Here is a 24899-nt window from a genome sequence, read left to right as displayed (position 1 = left end):
ATCTCCCCCTACTCTACCCGTACGATCCACAGCTTTTTGCCCTGCTCCAAAAATTGCCCTAGCCGTTGACCCTCACTTTTCTTCAGCTTCAATTCTGGTGTCGCTACCTTGCCAGTAGAAGTGAATCGGTTATTGTTGTTGCCTTTCTCAGAATCCTGCACATCATTATTGTCTTCTGTTCGCACATAGTTCACGGTAACTCCAGATAAAAAGATCTCTTTAGCAGGATCGCTAAGCAAGCTTTGTTCTTTCACCTGTTCCTCGTTTTCTTTTTTAACTGTATTTGAACCAAGCGCCTCTCGCTGCTTCTCTCGCTCACCTTCTACAAGATAAATGTCTACCTTATCCCGGCTTCGCAACGAACCATTGATGGCATAAATAGCCTCCTTCGGAATAGGAAATATACCTTCATCCTGCAAAGGCTCTAAATCATTAACATCCACCAGTGATGCTGTCAAAATACTACCGTTAGTCAGATTCACATTCGTAATTTTGTACTCCACTTGTGCGATTTCCGTAATTACACCAGAGGGTATGTCCTTGGTCTGAACAGAATCCAGATATAAATCACTTGCTTTCAGCTCATAATTTTTAGGTAGAGACTCCCCAGCTCGCACCTTAACTTTGACCACGGTTTGGGAAAGCACGTAGGGCTTGAAATAGAGATCATAACCTAGCAATCCCCCGAATCCAGTAATCAAAATGAGACTTGCGAAAAAATAATTACGTTTTAACAAACGTCCCCGCTGTAACGCCAAACCTTCCACCTCCTTAACTACATGATTTTTGAGAACGACAAAAAGCACCTTGGCATAAATAGCCAAGCTGCTGGTAAAATGCTTTTTTACCTGATAGAGATTTAGTGAACTATTAAATTAAAGGATTCCGGTGAAAGCCCTCGGGCATAACCGTTGCTTTCACCGGAGAATACCTTTATTTAAATACTACAGTTTTATTCTGATGGACGAGAATCCGGTCCTCGATATGCCATTTCACCGCACGAGCCAGAACAACACGTTCAATGGTACGTCCAATCCGTTTCAGCTCAATAACATCATCACTGTGGCTTACCCGCTGCACATCCTGTTCAATAATCGGTCCACCATCTAGTTCTTCAGTAACATAGTGAGCGGTTGCCCCGATTATTTTCACCCCACGTTGGTACGCTTGGGCGTATGGATTGCCGCCAATAAAGGCAGGCAGGAAAGAGTGGTGAATATTAATAATCTGATGGCGATAATGCTCAATAAAGGACGGCGAGATAATCTGCATATACCGTGCCAATATAATCACATCGATATCGTCTCCGATGACCTCTAACTGGCGTTTTTCTGCTTCAGCCTTAGTATCCGCTGTGACTGGAATATGATGAAATGGAATGCCAAACGACTCGACATAAGATTTCATATCCAAATGGTTACTAACGACGAGGGCAATATCGGCATCGAGATCGCCCGCTTGCCACTGCCAGAGCAGTTCAACAAGACAATGGTCTTCTTTAGAGACGAATATGGCAAGTTTCTTCTTATGACGAACATTAAAGATCTTCCAGTCCATCTTAAAACGCTCCGCCACTCCGCCAAATTGAGAGCGAATCTCTTCCAGACGATCGCCTAATTCAGGTAGGTCAAACTCGACTCTCATAAAGAACATTCCACCATCTGGATCCATCGTATACTGATCCGACTGCACAATATTTGCGCCATGCTGATACAGAAAGTGTGATACAGCCGCCACAATTCCCGGTCCGTCAGGACAGGAAATGAGCATACGTGCCCGGTTGGAATAATGCTCGACACCTGACGAATTGTTTCTTTTTACGTGTAATTCCATGACCCTCTTCCCATCCTCTCATCTACATACGCAATCTGAAGTATAGCTTAAGCGTTCACGAGCACTTAATTGCCTGCTAACCAAGCAATTAAACGATGATTAATAGCTTCCTCACTTAGTTGCGGGAACAACTGGGCAGCGACAACTTCATCGTACAGACGCTCCAGTGGTTCACGTGGATCAGCTTTTTTAGCTTTGGCATCGTTCTTCAGCAGCTCCCAGACATTAAGTACATATTGACGGGAATCAATCTCCTGCTTGGCAAAAAATTCACGTAATGTTTCAACATCCTGCACGAATTCCGGTCCAAAGCGTTCAGCTACGTTACCACGCAGCAAAGCGATCTCCACCTCATACATCGGACGTTGTGTCTTAGCATCTTTACCAATCCATGGGGTCTCCAGAATGAAAGGCAGACCTTCCAGCTTTTCATGGTGTACGATTTTGTTAATCGTATCAAACCCAATCCAACCCGAGCCAATTGGCGTGTGACGGTCTTTGCGAGCGCCACATGGATTTTTACTGTCATTAATGTGGATTACACCAAGACGATTCAACCCGATAGTCTCATCAAATTTGTTGAGAACACCGTCCAAATCATTAACGATATCATAACCAGCATCATGAATGTGGCAAGTATCAAGACAGACCGATAGACGTTCGTTATGTTCGACCTTAGCAATAATAGAAGCGATTTCTTCGAAGCTGCGGCCGATCTCTGTTCCTTTGCCAGCCATAGTTTCTAGAGCGATATGCACTTCCGTTTCATTCGTGCCTCCAAGCACCTCATTCAGACCATCTGCAATCCGCTGAATACCATATTCAGCATCTTTATCAGTGAACGCACCTGGATGTAATACAATATGCTTGACCTCAAGTGCATGGGTACGGCGTATTTCCTCTTGCAGGAAATCAACAGCCAGTTGGTACGTATTCTCTTTATAGGAAGCGAGATTAATAATGTAAGGTGCATGGACAACAATCTCCTCTACACCATTCTCTTTCATAACCTGCTTCCCTTCGTTGGGATACATGGCATCAATCGGCTTGCGGCGCGTATTCTGCGGCGCTCCTGTATATATCATAAACGAGCTGGAACCATACTCATTTGCTTCATTTGCTGCGGTCAAAAGACCCTTGTCCGAGCAAGACACATGTGAACCTATTTTCAGCATACTTCTTCCCTCTTTCCTTCACGAATTAACCCCTATTCTACCGTGATCGGAAAAATAAATCTAGACGAGGCCAATATGCCGGGTTCTGCTTCGCAAAACTTTGGAAATAAGCTATACTTTAATATGAGAATAATTCGTGTGAGAATCCTCATTGCCAAAAGGTGGTGTATGCATGTTTATCCAATCAGGACTTGGTTTATTATCCACACCGAGCAATTGGTTTATGAACTCTATCGCTTTCTGGACATTTATGCTGCTTGGTTCCATGTGTATCGGCGGTTTTTTTATGTTCCGCAAATTCCTAAAGGTCCTGCCCAAAGCTGATGGAAAGTCAAAGCTAGACTGGCAAAATTACTGGGTGGAACGTAGCCGCCCGCTCTGGAGTGACGAAACAAAAGCCTTTTTGGACCAGCTTGTTCAGCCTGTACCTGGTCCATTTCGTGATATTGCGAAGCATTCTATTGCTGCCGAGATCGGAAAAATCGCCGTCGAGAGTAATGCAAAAGAAGTTACTCGCGATCACTGCATTAAAGGTTACATAGTTGCCACACCGCGGCGCGATAACCGTTTTCTTGTCAATTTTCTCGAAAAGAATAAAATCGATTACTCTGCTTACCAGCATTTGTTTAAGTAATTTTTAATGAATTGTACGATTTAGAACGGAGGCCCTCCTTTGAAATATGTGATATGTGGCGGCACCGGTTTTATAGGTAGCGAACTAGCAAAATACTGGCTGCAAGCAGGTAATGAAGTTGCTATTGTAGGTCGGAATTTACCAAAAGACGCAACAACAATTCATCCTAAGCTGAGTTACCACACCTGGGACAGTCTAAGTTCTAATCCCGCTCCAGTGGAAAATGCAGCTGCCCTAATTAATCTCGCCGGAGCTTCCCTTAGCCAGCGCTGGAGTCCAAGTGGCAAAAAAGCGATTATGCAGTCCCGACTTGCAACCGTTTCCGCAGCAGCTAAATTAGTAGATCAAATGAAGCAAAAGCCCTCCGTAATCATTCAGGCTTCCTCCGTGGCGATTTACGGTACCTCTTTAGAGGATACTTTTAGTGAGTCCTCACCAGCCCAGGTCATGGATTTCCCTTCAGAAGTAGTTAAGACATGGGAAGAGGCTTCAGATGAAACTTACCATGGTATCCGCGTGGTCAAGCTGCGTACCGGAGTTGTGCTCGGCAATGAGAGCGGAGCATTCCCCAAAATGAAGCTGCCTTATTTATTAGGTTTTGGCGGTAACATTGGCTCCGGAAAGCAGTGGGTCTCTTGGATTCATCTGACGGATATCGTCCGTCTAATTGATTTCTGTACGCAAAATCCCACGATTAACGGACCTGTTAATGCGACTGCTCCACATCCGGTAACGAACGAAGAGTTCGGAAGGACGATTGGCAAAGTCTACAAACGGCCGCACTGGTTCCCTTTGCCAGCCTTCCTGTTAAAAACAGCAGTCGGAGAATTATCCGAAATCTTACTCAAAGGTCAGCGCGTCCTGCCCGCAGCGGCATTAAATCATGGCTTTGACTTTACCTTCCCTACACTTCAAGTCGCTTTAGAAGATTTGAAAAAACAAAAATTGTAGAGCCACATTCATCGTTGGAACTCACCTTCATACTATATGGAATGTGTAGCTTCCTTTTATAATTTTAAATGTGGTCCCCTCTGTTAGTGGATACTCTTTATACGGGATCATGGCTTCACCTTGAAAAAGCGTTCCATTTCTGGAGTCAAGATCCTTGAGAATATATCCGCTGGTGCTTCTAGATATCTCAGCGTGTACTCTAGAAGCTCCTTCTGATCTTTCCACATATTGAGCGACCTCTGCCGATCGGCCGATAATGAAGCTAGTTCGATTTAACTCGATCATTTCCGCCTCTTCACCCTCCTCACCGCTTCTTTGAAGATAAGGAATACTCTGATCCAGCTTTTCGATTTGTCGTCCTTGCTCAGGCATTTTCTCCCGTGATAATAAAGTTGTTGGTGCTATGGCTTCTGGTGCTTTAACAGAACAATGTTCCTCTGCTAGTGATTCATGACGGGTTGCCGGAACGTTAGCTGCTGAATCTGAGGATTGCGGAGTTATCTTTGGAATTGATGTTGGAGGACGTGTACAAGCCACAGGGTTCCTGCCAAAATTCCACTCCAATTCTTTCCGACTCGGATTACAGTTAGTATCTTCAGAATCCTCACTCAGACAATCCTCATCTTCTTTACCAACCTTTAGCCTTCCGCTCCAAACCATCCAGCTTAAAACAGCCAATACAATCGTCACAACTACACAGACGGCAAGCCATAACGGCTTTGGACTATCCAAATATAGAAACTTCCACAGTAGTGCATCTCCTAATAGACACCCTAGCACTATATAGGTTCTTGAGCTTGAGGCTTGCGGATTCGTTACCTGCTCATCCTCCAAGCTTAGAGACACGCTCTCCTCCTCTTTTATCTTAAGATTAGGATAGCTGCTGATCCAAGGAGTAGCAGTCGGCTGCTCCAATCCCTTATCTTCGCGATGCTCATATATTTTTCTTAATGGTGGAGCTGCTGCCTCTTTCACTAGATATTCTTTTACGCCTTCATGAAGCTGTCTTTCAGGTGTAACGGGCTCTCTTTCTGTCAGCAACTCTGATAAAAGAATCTTTAAGCCAGCTGGAGTAAATCCCTCTTCACTGCAATATTGCAATAGTCTTTGCACACCACTGCCAGTTAGCTCTGTGATAGATGCCATTAACACCATGATTAGTGACTTGAGTGACTCTCCAAGCTTTGAACCAGACTTATTCTCCTGAATGGGTATGTAGGTCAGGTATACTTTACCGCTCTGTAACGACCCTTCAATAAAAATGTAATCTGCATGCAAAGCATACTGTTCCGCCCGCAGCATATATAACCTGCCATCTTCCATGCCTTGGGCAATTTGCAGCAATAACCCGAAAAATGAGCTCATACTTAGCTTTTCTCCTTTGAGTAGATGACTAAGCATTTTTTTGCGTAAAACAGCGTATTCCATAGTAACCTTCATATCTATTTCTCTAAGTAACAGCCTCAAATGATGAGGAATGTCGGTGTTCATCAGCATGCGTGCCTGAATCAAATTAAGCTTCTCCGCAGGTATTCCTTCGGGTTCACCAAGGATCATATATATACCATCCTGTTGTATAAAATCACGGGTTAATCCGAACAACAAACATCAGCTCCCGAACTAAAAGTATAGATAAGCGCATATGGAACCAGGGATAACAGCCAGCATGAAAGGGAATTTCAACAGTTCACTATCGTTATTTTTTAATAGAAACGGGCTCTTCCATAAAATAAATCCAGAAATTCTGCTGATGATCTTACGTGAACGACTGACCGCCTCCCGTCTCTTTAAAACAATTAACCAGCCTATTAAAGCTCCAAATAGTACGGAGTACATCACGACTTGCAGCGTAAACAACATCCCTGTCCACGCGCCGATTCCAGCAAAAAGCTTAACATCCCCCGCGCCAACCGCCCCTATTAAATGCATGATCAGAAGGACTGTAAATCCTACAGCAGCTCCCCCGAAAGCCCACAGCAGTCCATGCCAGCTATTGATCACCCCTTGTGCAAGCAGACCGGTGAGCAAGCCTGACAAGGTGATCCAGTTTGGTATTCTCATCGACTTCAAATCTGTAATCAGTGCCGCTGCTAAAAACGGTAGACATCCCCAAAATGTCCACTCTGCCATTTATTACACTCCTTTTTCCACCCTTTCACTTCACTACTGTGAACATAACCTCAACAGATCTACCATCATCCAGTTGTATAACAAACGGCCACGAGCCCGGTGTGGTATTTACACCAATTTTCCATTCCCACTCGATATATCCATCTTCATCCGCTTGTTTCCAGCCTAAATATTTGGCAGTACTGCCCCCGCTCTTATAAAAGACTGACAAGCTGGCAGAAGCATTCGGCGGTATTCTGGCACGAACCTTGCCTTGCTTATTCGCTACAGCCGGGTTCGGCTTTTCTAAGATTTCAATGAATTCATCTGGTTGGCCAGTACCGTTCCCCTCCTTGGCTGTGCCTTCTCCCGTGTCCCCGATCCAGAGACGTTCAACAGCACTTGCTTCTAAAACAATACTTTGGTTTAGAAAGGGGACCTTCATCGGCAGCTTATAACTAACCACTAGCCCAAGGTAGGGACGAGTACCCTCTTTTAGCTCCGGCACCATAACATTAGATACATGAATTCGCTCATAATCCAGTAAATCTGATGTCAGGTATGGTTTCAATAAAGGTTTGATCGCAAGATCAAGTACACTTTCACTAGTCTCTGCCTGAAGCTTCTGCAACGGTCCCTCACCACTTTCTAAAGCCGACATAACCCACTCATTTAACGGCTTGGGTAAAGACTCAGCATAACTATCGCCCCAATCAGTAAGTGACAAGCGAGGAATAGTCCAATTCAGGCCAGCAGAATGATCACTGTCATCCCCTCCTGAATCATCACTTACTTCGCTGAATATTCCCCATTTCTGCACCGCCAAAGCCGTAGGATACATATGAGTTGAAATAGACTTTACAGTGTCTGATGCTGTACTTTGCAAAGCTGTCGAATACAAGGTCATCTGTACGATAGAAATCAGGAACAGGACGAATAGCAGGAAGAACGGAAGAACCATCGCCGCTTCTACTACCATGCTACCTTCTTCCTTGTCTTCCCCTCTGATTCCATACCCATCCCCCATCTCCTTACCAACCTCCCGCTAATAAGAATAATCAGCTTTTACTGCCCTCAGATACTTATTCCCTTGTACCTCTCCCGGAAAACCAGCAGTGTAATTCAACATTTTAACTACACTTGGCAGAAACCATAACTGCATTTGGAGCTTAATGTCCGATGATACATAGGTGTTTCTTTCCGCTGGATTTATTCCTGTGTTCAGTTGAATTAGAGCCAGCATCCGCGATAGCTGCACTTCCCCGCCTCCATGCATTATCATGAACAGTCGCAGATGATCACGGTAAGTCAGCTGCGCCGGCATATATTTGGATAAAGGAATCGCATCCTTCTCACAAAGCTGCAACATATCCTGAATGGCATGCTGGATTCCATACAACAGTGCCGCCGCTAGAACAGCCAGTGGATTTCCCAAGGTTGCCTTTTCTATAAATCCTTCCATTGTGCGAATGGACAACCTCGTCGCGAATATTTCGGCATAGGCTGCGGCCACATTCCCTGCGGGATTATGAAATCCGTATAAAATGTATTCCAGCTCCTGAGCGCGAGGATCAAGCTGATCTGTGAGCTCACTAGTGTCTTCCAGAGAATTCAGTGCCAGACTAGCTAACTTTGAAACATCAAAATGCTGAAAATAAAGCGCGGAATACTCTGTTTGAAAAAGCCTGTCTCTAGCGCCCCCCATAATGCCACTCATTGCTGCATAAATCCCGTCAATATCCTTCATCGCCGAGCTTCCAGCAGCATAGAGATCTGAGGATACTTCAGATTTATCAGAGGATTGAAACTCCAATCCGTTGTTAAATGAAACATTGTCCTCATAAAATTGATGAAGGATTTGATAACGTTCCATCGAAGCTGCCGCTCCGCTACCTAACATTCTAATTTTGTTCAGCAGTGCTCTAACCTCGCCCAGCTTGGATTTGGCTTCCCACTCTACTTGCTTACGTGCTTTATCCGAGCTGCGATGCTCTTCAAGAAAAGCCAAATCACTAGCGATAACACTTCCCTTCTTACCGTATTTTTTATAATAGTTGTCCACTACATGCGAAGCCCCTAGAACAGAGGAGTTCATTTGGTAGGAATCGCCGTTGACTCCCAAAGCTTCATGCAACACTCCTGATAATCCTGTTACCGTCGGTTCAATGGACTCGTACGCACTTTGCTGCTTAAATAAACTATTCTCCATACTACTAATGTCAGCCGAAGAGAGGATTAAGGCGTCCTCCTGTTCATGCAGCTTTTTAAGTGGCTCAGCACTTATTTCTCCCGAGTTTCCCGGAATATCCCAGTCCTTAGCAGGATCATCTGCCAGATTTACGCCACTAATTCGGGAAGCTGCTAAAACATCTCTCATCTCGTCATTCAATTGCTGCGCCTTGTTGAACGCATCCTTTGCTTCCTCCATTGATTGTCCATGTTCTTCACGAAAGGTTGTTAATAAGGATGGGAGCCGCGACAACATCTCTGAAGTTCGGCTCTGATAAAGTGCCAACTGATAAGTGTACTTTGCAGGCTTTTTACTATCACGATACAGATCGTCGTAATATTTCCCGAGATAGTCACTATACTGTGCTGGTATATCCGCGGCTGCTTGCATGCTTCCGAGCGAATGGGCCGAGATAGAATCCCCGGGCGGGTTCATAATCCATAGTAGTACTCTTCTTCCACTCTCCGCCGCTTGGCTTCTCCGCTCTAACATTAGATCCAAATTCTCTTCACGTTCATCATATAAAGGTTGCAGCTTACTGAGTAATTCGGTAGCTCTTGAGGCCTCTGCCATTACGCCCGACAGCGGCTTGAATTTACCTGCCAGCTCCAAGGCGAAATCAACCGGAGCCTTATATTTCATCTCTTCCAGTATTTGATGACGAAAAACATCATAACTTCCCAGCGGCCGGCTCCATTCCAAGGAGGAGGATTCCAGTGCAAAGGGTAAGAGATTGAACGTATCCCCCCGCCCACTTTTATGCAAATTTTCATTGAGCACTTTGGACAGCAGCAGATCACCATCACTATCACCGAATGCAAACAAACCGTATCTCTCACGCAATTCAACATGATATGAAGACATAACAGAGCGGACACTGGCTCTCGCTAATCGTTCCTCCTGAACGTTGAACGCAGCGATTCGCGCATAATCAATCAGCACAGCAGTAAACAGAAAGACGAAAGCCAGCACCATGATTAGAAAAATTGTAACTGAGCCTTCTGTTTTGCCCTTAGCAGGACAACCCGTATTTATAATTTTCATTATAACCCCCTCCCTTGAACAGAGTTTTTACTTATCCTGAAGCTTGGTCAGCATAGCAGAAGCATCCTTCTTATTCATGTAGACTGCTGATCCACTGCCCTCAGAGCCCCCTTTAAATTTAGCTCCGAAATAACGCATCAGATCGACCGTACGAATAAACTCGACAGGCTCAACAATGATAGACTGGGCTTCAACAGTTGGTTTAGCCTCATCCGATAGAACCTTATCAAGCACAGGTAAGCTCAGCAGACGGTTTAACTCGGTCTTTACTCTCCGTCCTGTAAGGCTGTGAGCATAACGCATAGTTCCTGGCATATTATCCGGAATCATGGTAGACGAATGGCCCAGTTTAAGCACTGGCAAATCACTCTTCTCTGATACTTCACCGGGCAACTCTATTGTCACGCTAGCACTGCCAGCTTCTCCACCGAATAATGAGGTTAGCAAGGCATCATCCCCAATTCTCCAATAAAGGGAGTCATACTCACCAGCCATGTAAGAACCAGAGACCTCTTTGTGACTGTTGTCCCAGTTGTAAGCCGCCCGTTCAGTAGCTCCTGAAGCCACCTGCAACAGCATGGACTTCTGATAGCTATACAAGCAAAAAAACAAAAGAAGCATCGTAATAAACATGACGATCGGCAACAGAAGTGACGCTTCAATAGTAAAACTGCCTTGATCACCCTTAAACTTGTTCAATCGAATACTTCCTGACTCTTTTCACCCGCCGTTTTAATTAAGGCTTCTACTACCTCTTGAATTTTGTCCTTAAACAAAAGAACAACTGCAATCAAGACAGCAATAATCAAAATCATCTCCAAAGTTCCTAAACCTTCCTCGTCTTCCCAAAAGTTCTTCATACTGTCCAACATTGTTGATACCATCAGCTTCAGCCTCCTACATTTTTAACATCAAAAATGCTGGCGTTCCCACCAGTACAATTACTATTAAAAAGATAACTACCATCGGAAAAACTAATTTAGAGGATGCTTGCTCTCCGCGCGTCCGGCTAAGAGCCTTTCGTTTATCCCACAACATCCGCGACAGATCACGTAGCGATAGCACAAAATCCGCTCCACCTCTGCGATAATTCAGCAAAACTGTCGTTGTGAATACCGATACCTCCTGCACAGCGCATCTCTTGCTGAAATTTTCAAACGCCTGCTGGAAAGAATATCCGCCCTCCCATTCACTAGTCATAGTCATTAGCTCCTTATACAGAGGATGATTCGTATCCCCCCGGTGGCTTTCCACACAGCGAATAATAGCTCGTTGCACGGTCTCTCCTGCGCCAACCAACAACACAATACTGTTCAGCAGCTCTGGCAATTCGAGCATAATATTCTGCTCCCTAACTCTCACCTTTTTGTGCAGATCACTGACCATAGCGGTTGGTAGAGCAATTGCCAAAAACACACCCAATATCATACCTGCCTGTTCGCCACTAAATGCTGTAATCAAGCTTCCACCTACAAGCAACAGCCAGCTGTAACTTAGCATCTCACCCATGAACAGCAGGGTCCGCTCTGCGCTATAACGCATCCCATAACTGCGCTGTAGAGAACGCTGAATTCTGAACAACAGTGAGGGAAACCGACTGGCGATACCACTCTTCTCAATAAGCAGTAATAACGGTTCGCCTAACTTCCGAAGCCGTAATCCTTCCATAGGAAGACTGCGTAACGCGACATATCTGTTGCCGCATTGAATTCGCAGTAGAACCCAGACTATCAGCAAAATAACAGTAACCACCGCACATAGCCAGCGCATGATTTCACCCCCTTCACAGTGGAATGTCCATTATTTTAGTAGTCCAGAGATAACATAGGAATAAAGCAACAAGCGCTAATGTCGATATGGCTATACCCGCTCCTGTATACATTGGCTCCATATATTCTCCAGCCGTCAAACTCATAAACATCACCATGATCAGCGGAGCTATAAGCAGTGCCTTAGCCTCAAATTTCTTCTGAGCAATACTTACAGCAATATCCTGCTGAATATCCAGCTTCTCACCGATAATCGTTGATGTACGGCGCACCACTTCTACAAGATCACCACCAGTACGCTTACAGACCGAGAACACATCCGCGAATCGCTCGATGTCCTCCATTCCCGCTCTTTCACTAAAGTTCCGCAGCGCTTCTTCCACAGGCTGTCCATATTCCATGCGTGCACAGATAATGTTTAACTCGGAGATCATATCACTGCTTCCCTCCGGGTCGAGCATACGTAAATCCTGAACCGCCTCTCGGAATGCATTCTCCACCGAACGCCCAGCTGAAAGGGAGGAAGACAGCGAAAATAAAGTCTGCTTAAATTGTAAATTCAGTGCATTTCGACGTCTTTTCAGTAGATAGTTACGCAGCATATGCGGGGCATAAGCTCCGCCAGGCATAAGCAGCAACGACAGCAGCCAATGATGATAAAAAAGATATCCAATTCCATACATCAGCAGTCCACCTGCAGTAAGGGTCAGAATCCTCTGCAGCAAGGTCAATTCGTATACCTTATAATCTGGTAATAACGAAGGACCGTCAGGATCCGCTTCTACAGGCTTTGCAGCAACAAATTTAAACTTAAGCATGACCTCCCCCCTTCTGAAATTTTGCATCTCTATTGAGCCAATGGATAGGAGTTTACACCAGCCATCCTAAGCTTCGTTGTATGCAACAATGGGTTACCACAGGGAAGCAGCCCCCCTTGCACCCTTCCCTCTCGTTCACCAGCTTCTTGAAATTCATATAAGGGATTCAAGATCACTTCCCCGTCTTTCAACCCCGCAACCTCACTGATTTCCATCACCCGCCTGGAACGATCACGGAGACGTGATAAGTGTACGAAGATATCAATTGCGGATGAAATTTGCTGGCGAACAACAGCTACCGGAAGCTCCGCAGCACTTAGCACCATCGTCTCCAGTCGGCTGACCATATCGTGTGCGCTGTTACTATGGCCGGAAGACAAGCTTCCATCGTGTCCGGTGTTCATAGCCTGCAGCATATCGAGACATTCCGCTCCCCGTACCTCCCCCACAACAATCCGGTTAGGGCGCATTCGCAGAGAAGAACGAATCAAATCTCGGATGGAAATCTCCCCTCTACCTTCCGTGTTAGCATTCCTGGTCTCCAGTGAAACAAGGTTCGGCACGGTTACAATCTGCAGTTCAGCGGAATCCTCTATCGTAATGACCCTCTCCTGTGGGGGGATATACTGAGATAATGCATTAAGAAAAGTAGTCTTCCCAGAGCCGGTCCCGCCACTAATAAAAATATTGTATTTAGCAGCCACTAAAATTTGCAGCAACTCTGCAGCTTCCAAGCTTAAGGCTTCACGACGGACTAAATCCTGCATCGTCATCGGTGTTTCAGGAAATTTCCGAATGGTCATCGCCGGGCCTTTCAGAGCTACCGGCGGAAGCACGATATTTACACGCGATCCGTCTTTTAGCCGAGCGTCAACGATAGGAGAAGAGTCATTTACAACCCGGTTCACACCGGATACAACCGTTTGGATAATATCCTCCAACCTGCTGCTGGACTCAAATTCCAAATGGAGACGACGAATCTGCCCCTCCTCTTCTACAAAAATCTCAGTATGGCTGTTAATCATAATCTCAGTGATCGCCGGATTATCCACTAAGGGCTGGAGTACATCCAATCCTCGAAAAGAATCGAACAATCTCTTCACGAGCTCATGTTTCTCCTGTGCTGTTAAATAACGCAGATTTTCGCTGTCCAAAATTGTCCTTTCAATATATTGGGTGAGTTCACGATTTCCAACTGCAGAAGTAACATCTAATCCTGCCCGGATGTCACTGCGAAGTGCCTTAAACATTTCCTCATTCATGTAAACCCTTACCAGTGAATACTTGCGGAAGCGACGGTTCTATAATCTGCTTGCACAGCTGTAAGATCTCCTTTTGGAATTGTGGTGAGTTCAGAAAAAGCTCCTCACGGTGCTGCAGCGTCCAAGATGGGATATACGGAAGTACACCTTCAACGGTAATTCCTTCCGGAGGTGCCCACACCTCTAAACCCTCTGCGGCAAAATTCACGGCAAATCTACTTTTGTCCATCACTTGGCTGGGCATACCAGAATTAGGAGCATTGCAATGGGATAGCCATCTCATGGTCTTATGAATGCTTACCTCGTCATTTCTAACTACCCACAATAGAATTCCGCATTTATGTAACACAGCTTTGGCACGTTCTTCTTCAATACTGCCGGTATCTATTATAACTACGTCAAAATTTCTTTCCGCAACCAACAGCGCCAACAAATCTAGCGTATCCTGCGTAGTCATCTGCAGCATTTCTTTTACATTAATAATTGGCCTAAAAGCAGCACTTCGAAGGTGATCATACCTAATCACGTATTGCCCCAAATCAATCGTATCGGCTCCGCCCTTATCCCGGCTGGCTTTGATTTCATAAAGGAGCCGCTCTAGTCCAGGCGTATTTCCTGCAGGGGGCCGTAAAAATAATCCACTGCTGTCCACACTTTCAAGATTCAAGTAAAAGACCGAAAGCCCCAATTCACCTAGCTGCTTAGCCATATTCATAGCTACTGTGGTTTTGCCCGTGTTCCCGCTTGAGGAGACGATACCGAGCAGCAGCGTTTCATCTAATACAGAGGAACCTCTAGCTCGTTTCACTTCACATAGTTGAATAAATGCTCCCAGCAGAGAAGGCAGTGCCTGATATTTCGCAATCATGATGCCTCCAGCCAGGCTTTTAGAACTCCTGCTAAGATAAGCTCCCTCCTCACTCAAAACTGCCCAAGGCACCTTAGTTCTTCCCTCCACAAGCCAAGCCTCGATAAAAGTAACGTCACCTACAACAGCATCCGGCATATCCTCTCCCCTCATAAAATCGATAAAAGCATCCAGCCGACTAAAAGCCGTGATTCGCAGCATTTCTCCATACTCACTATGATGAAGATAGTGTAGCAATGGTTCGATATATTGGCTTTCACGCACTGCGAGTACAATCCTTGCCGCCATAAAACCTCTCTCCTTTCGCAAGAAATTTATAAATATTGTCAAAAAAAAGACAGCAAAAAAGCACCGACAATAACCGTGGATACGGTACATTGAACGGTGCTTCCGTTACTATCCCTTTAATTTACAGCTATAGTAGCATATATATAAGAAGGCAGCAATAAGTTTTTTCGCACATCAAGTGGTTTTTAGACTCTCATCGTATCTTCACGCCAATTCTTGATGGCAGACCGGATATCGGCAGGACTAAGCTTTTCCTTCACCGCCCGCTGACATAGTGCCGGAAACTCTTCATCTCCTGCATACCGAAGTGCAATAATCTGAGCTAATTCAAGCTTTGGATTTAATGCTTCGCCTGTCAATCGGAAATACCGGAACTGCTCCTCCACCCTCACTACTCGATCCTGATTTTTTGTGGCATAAATTCGAATTCGAGTAATCGCAAATAACAGGCATAGAGATAAACCAAATAATAGCAAGGGCACTGTTAAAGCACCATCATCACGTAACACCTGAACGACATAAATTCCCGACCACACAAATATAATCAGCGCTAGCGGCATAGTTACAAAATGATAAGGCCAATCAAAACGCATAAAACCTTTAGGCTTCCCCTTGTTCATCATTCATCTCCATATTTATATGACTTGTATATTGCTTAAAGCTTAGTCTCTCCGGGAATAGCTACGACAAAAGGTTCATTATTCCCCCAGTACAGAGACTGTCCTGAAACTTTAGTAGTTCCATCCGCATTAACCATTCCATAAATAATCTGACTTCCCCAAACACTCGTATAAAAAGAGGCATAGGATGGAGCTAGAACAGGTGCTTTACCATATTCCTTCGCAACTGGGTAACCGAATATCGCGGTAAAATCTTTATTTGTAGCCTCTTTGGACATATCCAGATCAGCTTCCCAAACTACTTTTACAATATTATCCTTGATCTCATAATACTTTACGAAATGTCCATACAATATAAAATAACCATCAGATCTGCCTTCAGGAAAATAATACGTCATTGACAATGCTTCATTATCACCCGTCAATTTGGAGGGTTCTCTTTCTTCAACCGGGAATTGCAGAGCAGCTATGCGGGAAACAACTAAGTCATTACTATTATAATTCTGCACAAGTTTAGCATTGGCCCGTTCCTGAACCCAGACTGTATTCGTAGCAGCATCTACTGTTACTCTCGCTCCAAGAGCCTCCGCAATAAACCGCAGGGGTACCGCTACTCTTCCATCCACTATTTTGGCCGATACATCCAGTTGTACAGCATCCGAGTTCTTCCAAGCCGTCCGTGAGCCAACCGTAAGCTTAATCTTCATAGAATCTCTAGCAATCGTAGCTTGCTTGGTATTGGCATCCCATTGAATAGAAGTATTCTTGAATCTTTCAAAAGCCTTCAGCGGAACCAACGTCTTCCCCGACACGATTTGCACACCAACATCCACACTTGAATTGTTCACCATAATGCGAAGCTTGGGGGCAGCTGAGGCCGTACCGATCATACTTAAAGATAATAACATGACTATAAAAAACAGAAGCCCTTTCCGTTTCACTATTCGTTCACCCCTAGTCATAATATGAAAAAACTATACCCATTTATAGTTTCATTATAACATTCTCCCAAATTATGGATTACAAAAATCTCCGTTTGATCTCTGGGGTAGGGAGCATACACTGCTCATCACGTCCGAACCAACGATAGCGGTTCTTGGCTACATACCGATAAAGGGCATTGCGCAATGGGCGTGGTACTAAGATGAACACGTATGCGGCAGGCCAAGGAAATCTCAATTTACGGGCAATTCTTAGCGCAGCGGCCGACTCTGTATAATACACTCCGTTCTCCAGTAAAATCACTGTGTTTAATTGTCCAGGCTGAAGTCCGGACTCTTTCATTAGCTTTGCCGCAATCTCATTCTGTAATGGTGCGAATAGAAATTTAGCGTCGGGGTCACGCGGGATAATGAAACGAACTACCCCCTGGCAAAGATGACACACTCCGTCTATCAACACGATAGACTTATCTTTCATAAGGTTCAGTTCCTCGTTCATGGCTCCCCCTCCGTCTTAAAGGCGTAAATTTCTGCTTTTTTGGGTAAACAAAAACGCGGGATAACCTCCCGCGCCATCAAGTGCCGTTCTTTAATTATTCTGCGATTGCTTTCTCAATCCATTGATCCCCGATCATTTGCCCTTCGAAATCAGCAGTGAATGCCTCCATGCATTTGCAGATGAAATCTTTGCGGCAAATTGGACATGGAGTTTTAAGCAGGCGGCTGATGTTCGTCATTTTCCATTCCGGAAACCGATGATAAAACGCGCGGCACTCCGTTCCATCAGCAAGCTTGATAATGAACTCGTACAATCCTTCCTTATCGTTGCTGCTGGCTTTGGTCACATTCGTAATATTCGGTCTGTAAGACATCTTCATCACCCATTATTTAAATTTTTGGTTGTAAATTGCACACGCAGGCACATTCTCAGATACTTAGACATATTAAAGAATTTTAAGGGTGATGTCAACCAAAGACGCCTAACACGGCAGCTATTTATTACTCTTTTATGATTTACGTCTCTATTTAGCCATTATTTCCATAAAATATATACAGATACATTTAATCGACAATCTTTAATTCAACCTCGATATTACCTCTGGTTGCTTTGGAGTAAGGACAGAATTCGTGAGCCTTCTTCGCCAGTTCCTCTGCTTTGTCGTGTTCAATCCCTGGCAGCTTCACATCCATTCTCACAGCAAGTCTAAAGCCTCCATCGCTGTCATCCTTCCCAATGGACACATTACAAGTTACCTCCACGTCATGGAGTTTCACGCCCTCTTTACGGGCGATATTCGCTAGTGCACTCTCGTAACACGCTCCATAACCAGCCGAGAATAGTTGCTCTGGATTGGTACCGGAACCTCCCGGCCCTCCAAGCTCTTTAGGCATGCTTAGATTATGCTTTAACACGCCATCCGAGGATTCAATGGAGCCTTCACGACCGCCAGTGACTGTTGTAGTTGCTGTGTATAATGCTTTCATGAGTCATCTTCTCCTTCATCAAGCTGTATTGGTCATGCTCATACTTTATACTTTAAACAACAGGTATGATTTGAAACGATGATGAGGAATGATTCATAATACTTTCTTATTTGGCTCCAGACCATAAATAGTGTACAATTAAATTGTTAAAAACTTAAATTAGCTATGGAGGTGTCATCCATGAGTATTTATGATTTTGAGGTCAACACTCTTAAGGGTGAAGAGGAATCATTGTCAAAGTACAAGGGTAAAGTACTCCTGGTTGTGAATACTGCCAGCAAATGTGGATTTACTCCCCAGTATAAAGGTCTTCAGGAAGTGTACGAGAAATTCAAGGACCGCGGGTTCGAAGTTTTAGGATTTCCAAGCAATCAATTTGCTGGACAAGAGCCTGGCGAAAGTGATGAAATTGCGGAATACTGCGAGATTAATTATGGGGTAACCTTCCCTATGTTCGAGAAGATTGACGTAAAAGGCGATGAAGCACATCCATTATTCAAATACTTATCCAAAGAAGCCCCTGGTGTCTTAGGCTCAAAAAGCGTGAAATGGAACTTTACGAAGTTTCTGGTTGACCAAGATGGCCGTGTTCTAAAACGGTTTGCTCCTAAAACCACTCCACAGCAGATCGAATCCGATATCTCCAAGCTTTTGAAATAATTCATTAGAAAAAGGATACTCACCACATCACACAGCCCCCTGTTGTTATGCGGTAAAGTATCCTTTTTAACTAGAAAGAACGTCATAATATCGCTATATATCAGCACCCTTTAATCTCTTGGAATATTTTATAATATTGTTGAAATATTTTTGCTGGGAGGGACAATCGGTGACTGTTCAACTGCTTGATATACCCGAACTAAATGTTATTGGCTGGGCAAATGTAAACTCATCCGGGGAGCCATACGCGAATCTTTGGGAATATGTTTTTGGCGAGCTGGATATTGATACAAAATTTGATACTATACCCACAAAAGTTCAAAGCAGCGGTTGTTATCTCGGTCTATTTCAGAACCGTACATCCGTGCCTAGACTGTGGGAGCATACCGCATGGGATATTGATTTTTTCCTTTGTGTTGAAGTCGAGCAGTTAGATTGTATCCCTGAAGGCCTTGTTCATAAGAAACTTCCTGCGTCTACCTATGCTATATTTACTGCTAACGGATTCCCTCAGTTGGCTTTTCAACATACCTGGAATTATATATATAATGAATGGCTGCCGGATTCCGGTTATAAGTTCAACCCTGATGGAGTCTTTTACATCCAATACACGGAAAAGTCCGGTCCAGATGATGAAGGATTCGAAGCCAATCTATGCGTGCCGCTTGTAAAGAAGTAGGTTGTGTGATTGAGGATTGAACAAAAAAAGAAGCCTTGCATCGCAAGGCCTCTTTCTTCATTCTGTATGCGGTAGAGAGGACTCGAACCTCCACGGGTATACACCCACTACCCCCTCAAGATAGCGTGTCTGCCATTCCACCACTACCGCGCGGTGTGTAAAACATAGAACATAAATTTGTTTGAGGTCAACATTCATTATTATAAATGTACTTTTCTCAAAAGTAAAGATGCAGATTTTAAGATTCTTCGTCGACCATTTTCTGTTTACGATATTCAGCAAAAGCTATATATTCCTTGATAAAATTCTTTTCTGCTGGAAGTAATTCATCTACTCGGCTTTCCGATAGCTGAACATCACTCAAATCATAGTCTACGCCGCTCTCTCGTACAGTATCCGGTGTATCTTTGCCGAGAATGAGCCAGTCCAGACTAACATGAAAAAAATCACCGATCTCAATCAGCTTATGTGTTCCTGGAGTAGTCTTCCCCCGCTTCCAATCTCCCATATTACCTGTGCTGATATTTAACTGCTCACAGAATGATTTTTTGGTCAAACCTTTCTGCTTAATCAGGTATTCTATACGTTCGTATATGGTCTGCATCGGTGAATCGCCCTCCATCTAAAAATAAATTACTTATTTACGTAATCTTCTATTGCAAAATAACGTAAATAAGTATATAATTAGTATTGTTATGTATTATCCGATTATATCATATGGCTGGAGTGACGATAAGAGGCGACTCAGGTGACAAGTATCTGTTAGAATACCGTCTGGCCCCCTTTGTTAACTTATCATCCTGAATGATCTCTAGGAGGGAGCGGTGACTTTTGTCAAAATGCTTATCATCTTCCATTATCCATTCACTTGAAGCTTTACCGCACAATGCGGTGGTAATCAACAGTCATGGGATTATCCAGTTCACCAACAGTAGGTGGAAGACCTTTAGTCATGAATATGGTCTTTCTACTAATAAGAAATGGATTGGCGCGTATTACTCAGAGCTCATGCAAGATGTGATTGTCGATCCCGATCAATGGGCCAAGCTTTATGAATCAGTGAAATATATACTCCGCAGAGAGCATCAGGTTTATACTTCCGAATTCTCCATACAAACCGCTAATAAAGGGAAACGAATCTTCCGTTTGGAGATCTACCCATTTCTCTCAGATCCGCACCCAGAAGCCACTTTTATAATTTCACTATATGATGTGGGCCCCTATAAAGAAGAACCTCTTCATCCGGAGATCATAAACCTCCGTTCAACCTTACCATCATCTTTTGAGCTAATCCCAATCTGTGCTTCCTGTAAATGTATTCGTAATCCCAAGGATGAATGGATCACCATTGAACATTTCTTAAAGCATCAGCTTTCTTTGCAATTCACTCATGATATCTGCCCAGACTGCATAAGACAGCTCTATCCCCAGTATGCTGGGGCTTTTAAGAGATGACCTGACGTCACTGAATTTCACTTCTAATCTTATAAAAAAAAGTAAGAAATCCTCTGCGAACAAAGGGTTTCTTACTTTTTATTTGTATGCGGTAGAGAGGACTCGAACCTCCACGGGTATACACCCACTACCCCCTCAAGATAGCGTGTCTGCCATTCCACCACTACCGCATAATATGACCCGTATGGGATTCGAACCCATGTTACCTCCGTGAAAGGGAGGTGTCTTAACCCCTTGACCAACGGGCCATGCTTTACAAGTTATTTTCTTGTCACAACAAAAATGAGTATATCAAACCATAAGAATTTTGACAAGTCTTTTTTTAAAAAAAGTTAAAACAAAAAGAAACGCGCACCAATAAAGGAACGCGCCTCTAATCACAACGCTTATGGATTTACTTTTGCCTCAAAGGTTTGTACCCCATCTACAAACTTTAGCACCACAGCTGCTTTTACCGGGTCATGCGTTTCATTCATTGTGATTTTACCCGTGGCCAGTTGTAAATCCTTTGTCCCCGCCAGTGCATCCTTCAGCTTCTCAGGTTCTGTGGAATCCGCACGTGTAATCGCGTCTGCCACTAGTTTCACAGCATCATATCCAAGCGCAGCCATCCCATCTGGAACAAGATCACCGTTAGCAGCCTTGAAGGCATCTACGAACGATTTTACTTCTGGCGAGCTATCTTCAGGTGAATAGTGATTGGACATAAACGTATTGTTCAGGGCATCCGCTCCGGCAATCTCAGCCAGCTGAGGTGAATCCCAGCCATCTCCGCCCATAAACGGAACGGTGATCCCCATTTCGCGAGCTTGCTTTACGATTTTGCCGACCTCCTCATAATAGCCTGGAAGATAAATAACATCGGGATTAGCTTCTTTAATACGTGTTAATACAGCTTTAAAATCAGAATCTTTTTGTTGATAGGATTCTTCGCTTAAGATAGAGCCTCCGTTCTTAGTAAACGTTGCTTTAAAGAAGGTCTGCAGCCCTTTGGAATAATCGCTTGAAGCATCCGTATAAATAACAGCCGTCTTCGCTTTAAGTGTATCCTTAGCAAAGTTAGCCATTACTTCACCTTGGAAAGGATCAATAAAGGAGGCCCGGAATACCCATTCGTTCAAATCTCCAGTACGTTCATCAACTGTTACTTTGGGATTGGTGGCTGAGGAGCTAACCAGCGGGATGCCTTTTTCTTGAGCAACGGGAACAATTCCGAGTGTATTCGTAGATGTAGTTGCACCGATAATAGCTACAACTTTATTGGTAGTAATCAGCTTTTGCGCTGCGCGTGTCGCCTCTTCCGACTTGGAAGCATTATCCGCTTCAATCAGTTCAAGTTTTTTGCCGAGTATTCCACCTGCGTCATTAATTTCTTTTACCGCCAGCTTTGCCCCTTTGAGTGCAGAATCACCGAAGGAAGCCTGGCCGCCTGTAAGCTCAAGGTCTGCTCCAATCTTGATGGTCCCTCCACCAGCGTTCCCACCTTCAGCGGTAGTGTTGTCTGTCTTGTTCCCACAGCCTGCCAGCAATCCACCAGCCAGCAATGCAGTCAGCAATATGGCCCCGATTTTCTTCATCCTCTTCCAGCCTCCCAAAATAAATATTTTATAGGTTCTTTCTGTGATGCTGTTGTGAACTAGCCGATGAATTAATGTCCCAGATAAGCCATTCTGATCTCTTCCGAATCTGCCAATTCCTTGGCATCTCCCTCAAGCACCACTCTGCCCGTCTCAAGAACGTAAGCCCGATGAGCAATTTTTAGCGCCTGATGGGCATTTTGTTCTACAAGAAGCACTGTTGTTCCAGAGGCATTTACTTCCTGGATGATCCGAAAAATATCCTGAACGAGCAATGGAGCAAGCCCCATCGAGGGTTCATCTAATAATAAAAGCTTGGGATGCCCCATCATCGCGCGCCCCATAGCAAGCATCTGCTGCTCCCCGCCGGATAATGTGCCGGCAAGCTGTTTTTTTCTTTCTAAAAGACGCGGGAAGGTGGAGTAAACCTTGGCAAAATCAGCAGCTAAGCTGCCCGAATCTTGTAAAAAAGCTCCTAGCTCCAGATTTTCTTCCACAGACATATTAGCAAATACACGCCTGCCCTCCGGACAATGAATGAGCCCCTGTTTTACGATGGACTGAACACTCTGATTCGTAATAGATTTATCCATGAAATCTATACTGCCTGTTTTGGGTTTCAGCAGTCCCGAAAGCGTCTTAAGCAACGTGGACTTGCCTGCTCCATTTGCGCCGATTAGAGTTACAATCTCGCCTTTTTTTACATTCATACTTAAATCCTTCAAGGCATGAATAGCCCCATAATATACATTGATCCCCTGTACGCTAAGCATGGTCCACTACGCCTCCTGTCCCAAATAGGCTTCTATGACTTTGGGATGATTCCGTATTTCAACGGGCGTACCTTCAGCAATCAACATTCCGCGATCCAGCACATAAATCCGGTCACACACCCCCATAACCAGGGACATATCGTGCTCGATAAGCAGGATCGTCAGCTCAAACTCTTCACGGATCCAGGCAATAAGATTCATTAGATCCCGAGTTTCATTCGGGTTCATCCCTGCGGCTGGTTCATCCAATAGCAAAAGCTTAGGTCCTGCTGCAAGCGCGCGCGCAATTTCCAAACGCCTTTGATTTCCATAGCTAAGATTCCCGGCACATTCATCACATTGATCGGCAAGATTAAATATTTTGAGAATATCCATAGCCTTTTGCGTAATTTCGTTTTCTTCTACAAAATGCTTAGGCAGACGAAGCATGGAAGTGAACATCGAATGTCTGGCATGCTGGTGAAATGCGATCTTAACGTTATCCAGCACCGTCATAGAAGTAAATAGACGGATATTCTGAAATGTCCGCGCTGCCCCTTTTCGGTTAATCCGATAAGGCTTCATCCCGCCTACTGCCTGATTGCTGAGGATAATATCGCCACTGGAAGGCGGGTATACACCTGTCAGCAAGTTAAAAAGGGTTGTTTTTCCCGCGCCATTAGGTCCGATGAGCCCAATCAACTCGCCTTTATTAATATGGAGAGATACCTCGTTAAGCGCCTTAAGCCCGCCAAATGCACGACTTGCTTGTTGAACATCAAGAAGCACTTCCACTGTTGATGCTGTCACTTGGCTTGACCTCCTTTTTAGACCATTTCAAGAAAGAAAAACCCGTGCTGCCAAGCAGCCCTTTAGGCCGAAAAATCATCATCAGAATTAGAATCGCCGAGTAAATAATCATCCGCAGCTCCGGATATTCCTGAAGCACCGTGAAGAGCACCGTCAGTACAATCGCACCCACGATGGCCCCGCTTGTACTTCCTAGCCCACCTAACACTACCATGACTAGAATTTCGAATGATTTCAGAAAATTAAAGCTGCCAGGATTGATGACGTAGAACTTATGAGCAGAGAGACCACCAGCTATTCCCGCAAATAATGCTCCAAGTGAAAAAGCAATGACTTTGTACAAAGTTGTATTAATCCCCATCGCTTCAGCAGCAATTTCATTCTCCCGAATCGCTATACAAGCCCGGCCGTGAGTGGAACGTATAAAGTTATTGATCACAACAATCGTGACCAGTGTGAACAGAAACATAATCGTCCAAGTCGTTTGATTAGGGATGCCGCTTAGGCCTGAAGCTCCGCCCACATATTCTGTATTGAGCAGGACAATCCGGATAATCTCACCAAATCCCAGCGTAGCAATCGCCAGATAGTCTCCATTCAGCCGCAAGGTCGGAATCCCGATAAGTACACCAAAAAATGCAGCAACCAGTCCAGAGATCACTAGCGCCAGCACGAATGGCATCTCAAAGTTCAAAGTTAAAATGGAAGAAACGTAAGCACCAATAGACATAAATCCAGCATGCCCGATTGAGAATTGCCCCGTTATCCCATTAATCAGATTCAAAGACACCGCCAGCATGACATTTATACAAATTAGAATTAGCGTAGACTCCATGACATCATCAAATATTCCCGTTGTTAGAAGAACTTGAATGACGATATATAGCATGACAGAAAAGACAATGCCTATCCAAAATGACTTGTTTATCTTCTTCATAG

At 44.4% G+C, this 24899-nt stretch carries 28 protein-coding genes and 3 tRNA genes; 5 read left to right on the top strand and 26 right to left on the bottom strand.

The window, feature by feature from the left end:
• Positions 1 to 8: 8 nt before the first annotated feature.
• The 3 genes from NST58_RS06370 to NST58_RS06360 form a co-directional block, all read right to left on the bottom strand.
• Entirely contained in the window at positions 9 to 758 is a 750-nt protein-coding gene (locus tag NST58_RS06370; protein WP_036681705.1) for an SAF domain-containing protein, read from the bottom strand.
• 175 nt (positions 759 to 933) lie between these two features.
• A complete protein-coding gene (gene purU / locus NST58_RS06365; protein ID WP_036681703.1) occupies positions 934 to 1833 on the bottom strand; it encodes a formyltetrahydrofolate deformylase in 900 nt (299 codons plus the stop codon).
• Between the two features lie 65 nt (positions 1834 to 1898).
• Entirely contained in the window at positions 1899 to 3008 is a 1110-nt protein-coding gene (locus tag NST58_RS06360; RefSeq protein ID WP_036681702.1) for a deoxyribonuclease IV, read from the bottom strand.
• 172 nt (positions 3009 to 3180) lie between these two features.
• Between NST58_RS06360 and NST58_RS06355 the strand changes: the two genes are divergently transcribed.
• Together NST58_RS06355 and NST58_RS06350 are read left to right on the top strand one after the other, a co-directional pair.
• Complete coding sequence (locus NST58_RS06355; RefSeq protein WP_036681700.1) at positions 3181 to 3642, top strand: DUF2621 domain-containing protein; 462 nt, start codon at positions 3181 to 3183, stop codon at positions 3640 to 3642.
• 39 nt (positions 3643 to 3681) lie between these two features.
• On the top strand, positions 3682 to 4593 hold the full coding sequence (locus tag NST58_RS06350) for a TIGR01777 family oxidoreductase (RefSeq protein WP_339246770.1): 912 nt from the start codon (positions 3682 to 3684) through the stop codon (positions 4591 to 4593).
• Positions 4594 to 4620: 27 nt separating this feature from the next.
• On the opposite strand, the gene NST58_RS06345 is transcribed toward NST58_RS06350, so the two are convergent.
• The 15 genes from NST58_RS06345 to NST58_RS06275 form a co-directional block, all read right to left on the bottom strand.
• Entirely contained in the window at positions 4621 to 6195 is a 1575-nt protein-coding gene (locus NST58_RS06345; protein WP_076147972.1) for a DUF6382 domain-containing protein, read from the bottom strand.
• Between the two features lie 18 nt (positions 6196 to 6213).
• Positions 6214 to 6723, bottom strand: a complete 510-nt coding sequence (locus NST58_RS06340) for a prepilin peptidase (RefSeq protein ID WP_036681695.1) — start codon at positions 6721 to 6723, stop codon at positions 6214 to 6216.
• Between the two features lie 25 nt (positions 6724 to 6748).
• The gene (locus tag NST58_RS06335) at positions 6749 to 7729 is read right to left on the bottom strand and encodes a TadE/TadG family type IV pilus assembly protein (protein ID WP_036681693.1); all 981 of its coding nucleotides are present in this window, start codon (positions 7727 to 7729) and stop codon (positions 6749 to 6751) included.
• A gap of 18 nt (positions 7730 to 7747) precedes the next feature.
• The gene (locus NST58_RS06330) at positions 7748 to 9976 is read right to left on the bottom strand and encodes a hypothetical protein (protein ID WP_339246766.1); all 2229 of its coding nucleotides are present in this window, start codon (positions 9974 to 9976) and stop codon (positions 7748 to 7750) included.
• Between the two features lie 27 nt (positions 9977 to 10003).
• Positions 10004 to 10675 (bottom strand): TadE family protein, encoded by a 672-nt coding sequence (locus NST58_RS06325; protein ID WP_339246763.1) that lies wholly within the window; start codon positions 10673 to 10675, stop codon positions 10004 to 10006.
• The gene (locus NST58_RS06320) at positions 10672 to 10860 is read right to left on the bottom strand and encodes a Flp1 family type IVb pilin (protein WP_036681690.1); all 189 of its coding nucleotides are present in this window, start codon (positions 10858 to 10860) and stop codon (positions 10672 to 10674) included. Before NST58_RS06320 ends, NST58_RS06325 begins: the two co-directional genes overlap by 4 nt.
• Positions 10861 to 10873: 13 nt before the next feature.
• Complete coding sequence (locus NST58_RS06315; RefSeq protein WP_172628783.1) at positions 10874 to 11746, bottom strand: type II secretion system F family protein; 873 nt, start codon at positions 11744 to 11746, stop codon at positions 10874 to 10876.
• Between the two features lie 13 nt (positions 11747 to 11759).
• Positions 11760 to 12563, bottom strand: a complete 804-nt coding sequence (locus tag NST58_RS06310) for a type II secretion system F family protein (RefSeq protein ID WP_076099050.1) — start codon at positions 12561 to 12563, stop codon at positions 11760 to 11762.
• A 29-nt stretch (positions 12564 to 12592) separates the two neighbouring features.
• The gene (locus tag NST58_RS06305) at positions 12593 to 13825 is read right to left on the bottom strand and encodes a CpaF family protein (RefSeq protein WP_076099051.1); all 1233 of its coding nucleotides are present in this window, start codon (positions 13823 to 13825) and stop codon (positions 12593 to 12595) included.
• The gene (locus NST58_RS06300) at positions 13818 to 14981 is read right to left on the bottom strand and encodes a hypothetical protein (RefSeq protein ID WP_076185824.1); all 1164 of its coding nucleotides are present in this window, start codon (positions 14979 to 14981) and stop codon (positions 13818 to 13820) included. The genes NST58_RS06305 and NST58_RS06300 overlap by 8 nt, the downstream gene beginning before the upstream one ends.
• 185 nt (positions 14982 to 15166) lie before the next feature.
• The gene (locus NST58_RS06295; protein ID WP_076099053.1) at positions 15167 to 15601 is read right to left on the bottom strand and encodes a DUF6526 family protein; all 435 of its coding nucleotides are present in this window, start codon (positions 15599 to 15601) and stop codon (positions 15167 to 15169) included.
• Positions 15602 to 15636: 35 nt separating this feature from the next.
• Positions 15637 to 16542, bottom strand: a complete 906-nt coding sequence (locus NST58_RS06290; protein ID WP_076099054.1) for a copper amine oxidase N-terminal domain-containing protein — start codon at positions 16540 to 16542, stop codon at positions 15637 to 15639.
• A gap of 79 nt (positions 16543 to 16621) precedes the next feature.
• The gene (locus NST58_RS06285; RefSeq protein ID WP_248547863.1) at positions 16622 to 17041 is read right to left on the bottom strand and encodes a thiol-disulfide oxidoreductase DCC family protein; all 420 of its coding nucleotides are present in this window, start codon (positions 17039 to 17041) and stop codon (positions 16622 to 16624) included.
• Positions 17042 to 17135: 94 nt separating this feature from the next.
• Positions 17136 to 17414, bottom strand: a complete 279-nt coding sequence (locus tag NST58_RS06280; protein ID WP_036681678.1) for a hypothetical protein — start codon at positions 17412 to 17414, stop codon at positions 17136 to 17138.
• Between the two features lie 190 nt (positions 17415 to 17604).
• The gene (locus NST58_RS06275; protein ID WP_339246758.1) at positions 17605 to 18027 is read right to left on the bottom strand and encodes an organic hydroperoxide resistance protein; all 423 of its coding nucleotides are present in this window, start codon (positions 18025 to 18027) and stop codon (positions 17605 to 17607) included.
• Between the two features lie 180 nt (positions 18028 to 18207).
• Here NST58_RS06275 and NST58_RS06270 point away from each other — a divergent pair, with 180 nt between their 5' ends.
• Entirely contained in the window at positions 18208 to 18687 is a 480-nt protein-coding gene (locus NST58_RS06270) for a glutathione peroxidase (RefSeq protein ID WP_038569095.1), read from the top strand.
• A 169-nt stretch (positions 18688 to 18856) separates the two neighbouring features.
• Positions 18857 to 19366 carry a GyrI-like domain-containing protein gene (locus tag NST58_RS06265; protein WP_248547864.1) on the top strand — a complete coding sequence of 170 codons (510 nt, stop codon included), beginning with the start codon at positions 18857 to 18859 and terminating at the stop codon, positions 19364 to 19366.
• A gap of 67 nt (positions 19367 to 19433) precedes the next feature.
• Here NST58_RS06265 and NST58_RS06260 read toward each other — a convergent pair.
• Both NST58_RS06260 and NST58_RS06255 read right to left on the bottom strand, forming a co-directional pair.
• Positions 19434 to 19516 (bottom strand) — tRNA-Leu (locus NST58_RS06260).
• 88 nt (positions 19517 to 19604) lie between these two features.
• Positions 19605 to 19970, bottom strand: coding sequence for a helix-turn-helix domain-containing protein (locus NST58_RS06255; RefSeq protein ID WP_036681672.1), 366 nt, complete (start codon positions 19968 to 19970; stop codon positions 19605 to 19607).
• Positions 19971 to 20197: 227 nt separating this feature from the next.
• Between NST58_RS06255 and NST58_RS06250 the strand changes: the two genes are divergently transcribed.
• On the top strand, positions 20198 to 20821 hold the full coding sequence (locus NST58_RS06250) for a hypothetical protein (protein ID WP_076185837.1): 624 nt from the start codon (positions 20198 to 20200) through the stop codon (positions 20819 to 20821).
• Between the two features lie 87 nt (positions 20822 to 20908).
• Here NST58_RS06250 and NST58_RS06245 read toward each other — a convergent pair.
• From NST58_RS06245 to NST58_RS06220, 6 genes are all read right to left on the bottom strand, one after another.
• A tRNA-Leu gene (locus tag NST58_RS06245) sits at positions 20909 to 20991 on the bottom strand.
• Between the two features lie 6 nt (positions 20992 to 20997).
• Positions 20998 to 21069, bottom strand: a tRNA-Glu gene (locus NST58_RS06240).
• 138 nt (positions 21070 to 21207) lie between these two features.
• The gene (locus NST58_RS06235; RefSeq protein ID WP_076099058.1) at positions 21208 to 22398 is read right to left on the bottom strand and encodes an ABC transporter substrate-binding protein; all 1191 of its coding nucleotides are present in this window, start codon (positions 22396 to 22398) and stop codon (positions 21208 to 21210) included.
• A gap of 71 nt (positions 22399 to 22469) precedes the next feature.
• Entirely contained in the window at positions 22470 to 23171 is a 702-nt protein-coding gene (locus tag NST58_RS06230) for an ABC transporter ATP-binding protein (protein WP_076304490.1), read from the bottom strand.
• A 6-nt stretch (positions 23172 to 23177) separates the two neighbouring features.
• Positions 23178 to 23960, bottom strand: coding sequence for an ABC transporter ATP-binding protein (locus tag NST58_RS06225; protein WP_076307110.1), 783 nt, complete (start codon positions 23958 to 23960; stop codon positions 23178 to 23180).
• Positions 23929 to 24897, bottom strand: a complete 969-nt coding sequence (locus tag NST58_RS06220; RefSeq protein WP_076128228.1) for a branched-chain amino acid ABC transporter permease — start codon at positions 24895 to 24897, stop codon at positions 23929 to 23931. Before NST58_RS06220 ends, NST58_RS06225 begins: the two co-directional genes overlap by 32 nt.
• Positions 24898 to 24899: the final 2 nt, after the last annotated feature.

Origin of the sequence: Paenibacillus sp. FSL R10-2796, assembly GCF_037965315.1 — a bacterium.
In the GTDB taxonomy this organism is placed as follows: domain Bacteria; phylum Bacillota; class Bacilli; order Paenibacillales; family Paenibacillaceae; genus Paenibacillus_AQ; species Paenibacillus_AQ odorifer.
Note: the sequence above shows the minus strand (reverse complement) of the source record. Positions and strands in the feature narration are given on the sequence as shown.

Coding starts and splice junctions, on each gene's coding strand:
- NST58_RS06230 (WP_076304490.1), bottom strand. CDS start 23,171: ATGCTTAGCGTACAGGGGATCAATGTATATTATGGGGCTATTCATGCC.
- NST58_RS06270 (WP_038569095.1), top strand. CDS start 18,208: ATGAGTATTTATGATTTTGAGGTCAACACTCTTAAGGGTGAAGAGGAA.
- NST58_RS06235 (WP_076099058.1), bottom strand. CDS start 22,398: ATGAAGAAAATCGGGGCCATATTGCTGACTGCATTGCTGGCTGGTGGA.
- purU (WP_036681703.1), bottom strand. CDS start 1,833: ATGGAATTACACGTAAAAAGAAACAATTCGTCAGGTGTCGAGCATTAT.
- NST58_RS06320 (WP_036681690.1), bottom strand. CDS start 10,860: ATGGTATCAACAATGTTGGACAGTATGAAGAACTTTTGGGAAGACGAG.
- NST58_RS06310 (WP_076099050.1), bottom strand. CDS start 12,563: ATGCTTAAGTTTAAATTTGTTGCTGCAAAGCCTGTAGAAGCGGATCCT.
- NST58_RS06305 (WP_076099051.1), bottom strand. CDS start 13,825: ATGAATGAGGAAATGTTTAAGGCACTTCGCAGTGACATCCGGGCAGGA.
- NST58_RS06255 (WP_036681672.1), bottom strand. CDS start 19,970: ATGCAGACCATATACGAACGTATAGAATACCTGATTAAGCAGAAAGGT.
- NST58_RS06360 (WP_036681702.1), bottom strand. CDS start 3,008: ATGCTGAAAATAGGTTCACATGTGTCTTGCTCGGACAAGGGTCTTTTG.
- NST58_RS06330 (WP_339246766.1), bottom strand. CDS start 9,976: ATGAAAATTATAAATACGGGTTGTCCTGCTAAGGGCAAAACAGAAGGC.
- NST58_RS06295 (WP_076099053.1), bottom strand. CDS start 15,601: ATGAACAAGGGGAAGCCTAAAGGTTTTATGCGTTTTGATTGGCCTTAT.
- NST58_RS06275 (WP_339246758.1), bottom strand. CDS start 18,027: ATGAAAGCATTATACACAGCAACTACAACAGTCACTGGCGGTCGTGAA.
- NST58_RS06285 (WP_248547863.1), bottom strand. CDS start 17,041: ATGAACGAGGAACTGAACCTTATGAAAGATAAGTCTATCGTGTTGATA.
- NST58_RS06220 (WP_076128228.1), bottom strand. CDS start 24,897: ATGAAGAAGATAAACAAGTCATTTTGGATAGGCATTGTCTTTTCTGTC.
- NST58_RS06355 (WP_036681700.1), top strand. CDS start 3,181: ATGTTTATCCAATCAGGACTTGGTTTATTATCCACACCGAGCAATTGG.
- NST58_RS06315 (WP_172628783.1), bottom strand. CDS start 11,746: ATGCGCTGGCTATGTGCGGTGGTTACTGTTATTTTGCTGATAGTCTGG.
- NST58_RS06335 (WP_036681693.1), bottom strand. CDS start 7,729: ATGGGGGATGGGTATGGAATCAGAGGGGAAGACAAGGAAGAAGGTAGC.
- NST58_RS06300 (WP_076185824.1), bottom strand. CDS start 14,981: ATGGCGGCAAGGATTGTACTCGCAGTGCGTGAAAGCCAATATATCGAA.
- NST58_RS06280 (WP_036681678.1), bottom strand. CDS start 17,414: ATGTCTTACAGACCGAATATTACGAATGTGACCAAAGCCAGCAGCAAC.
- NST58_RS06340 (WP_036681695.1), bottom strand. CDS start 6,723: ATGGCAGAGTGGACATTTTGGGGATGTCTACCGTTTTTAGCAGCGGCA.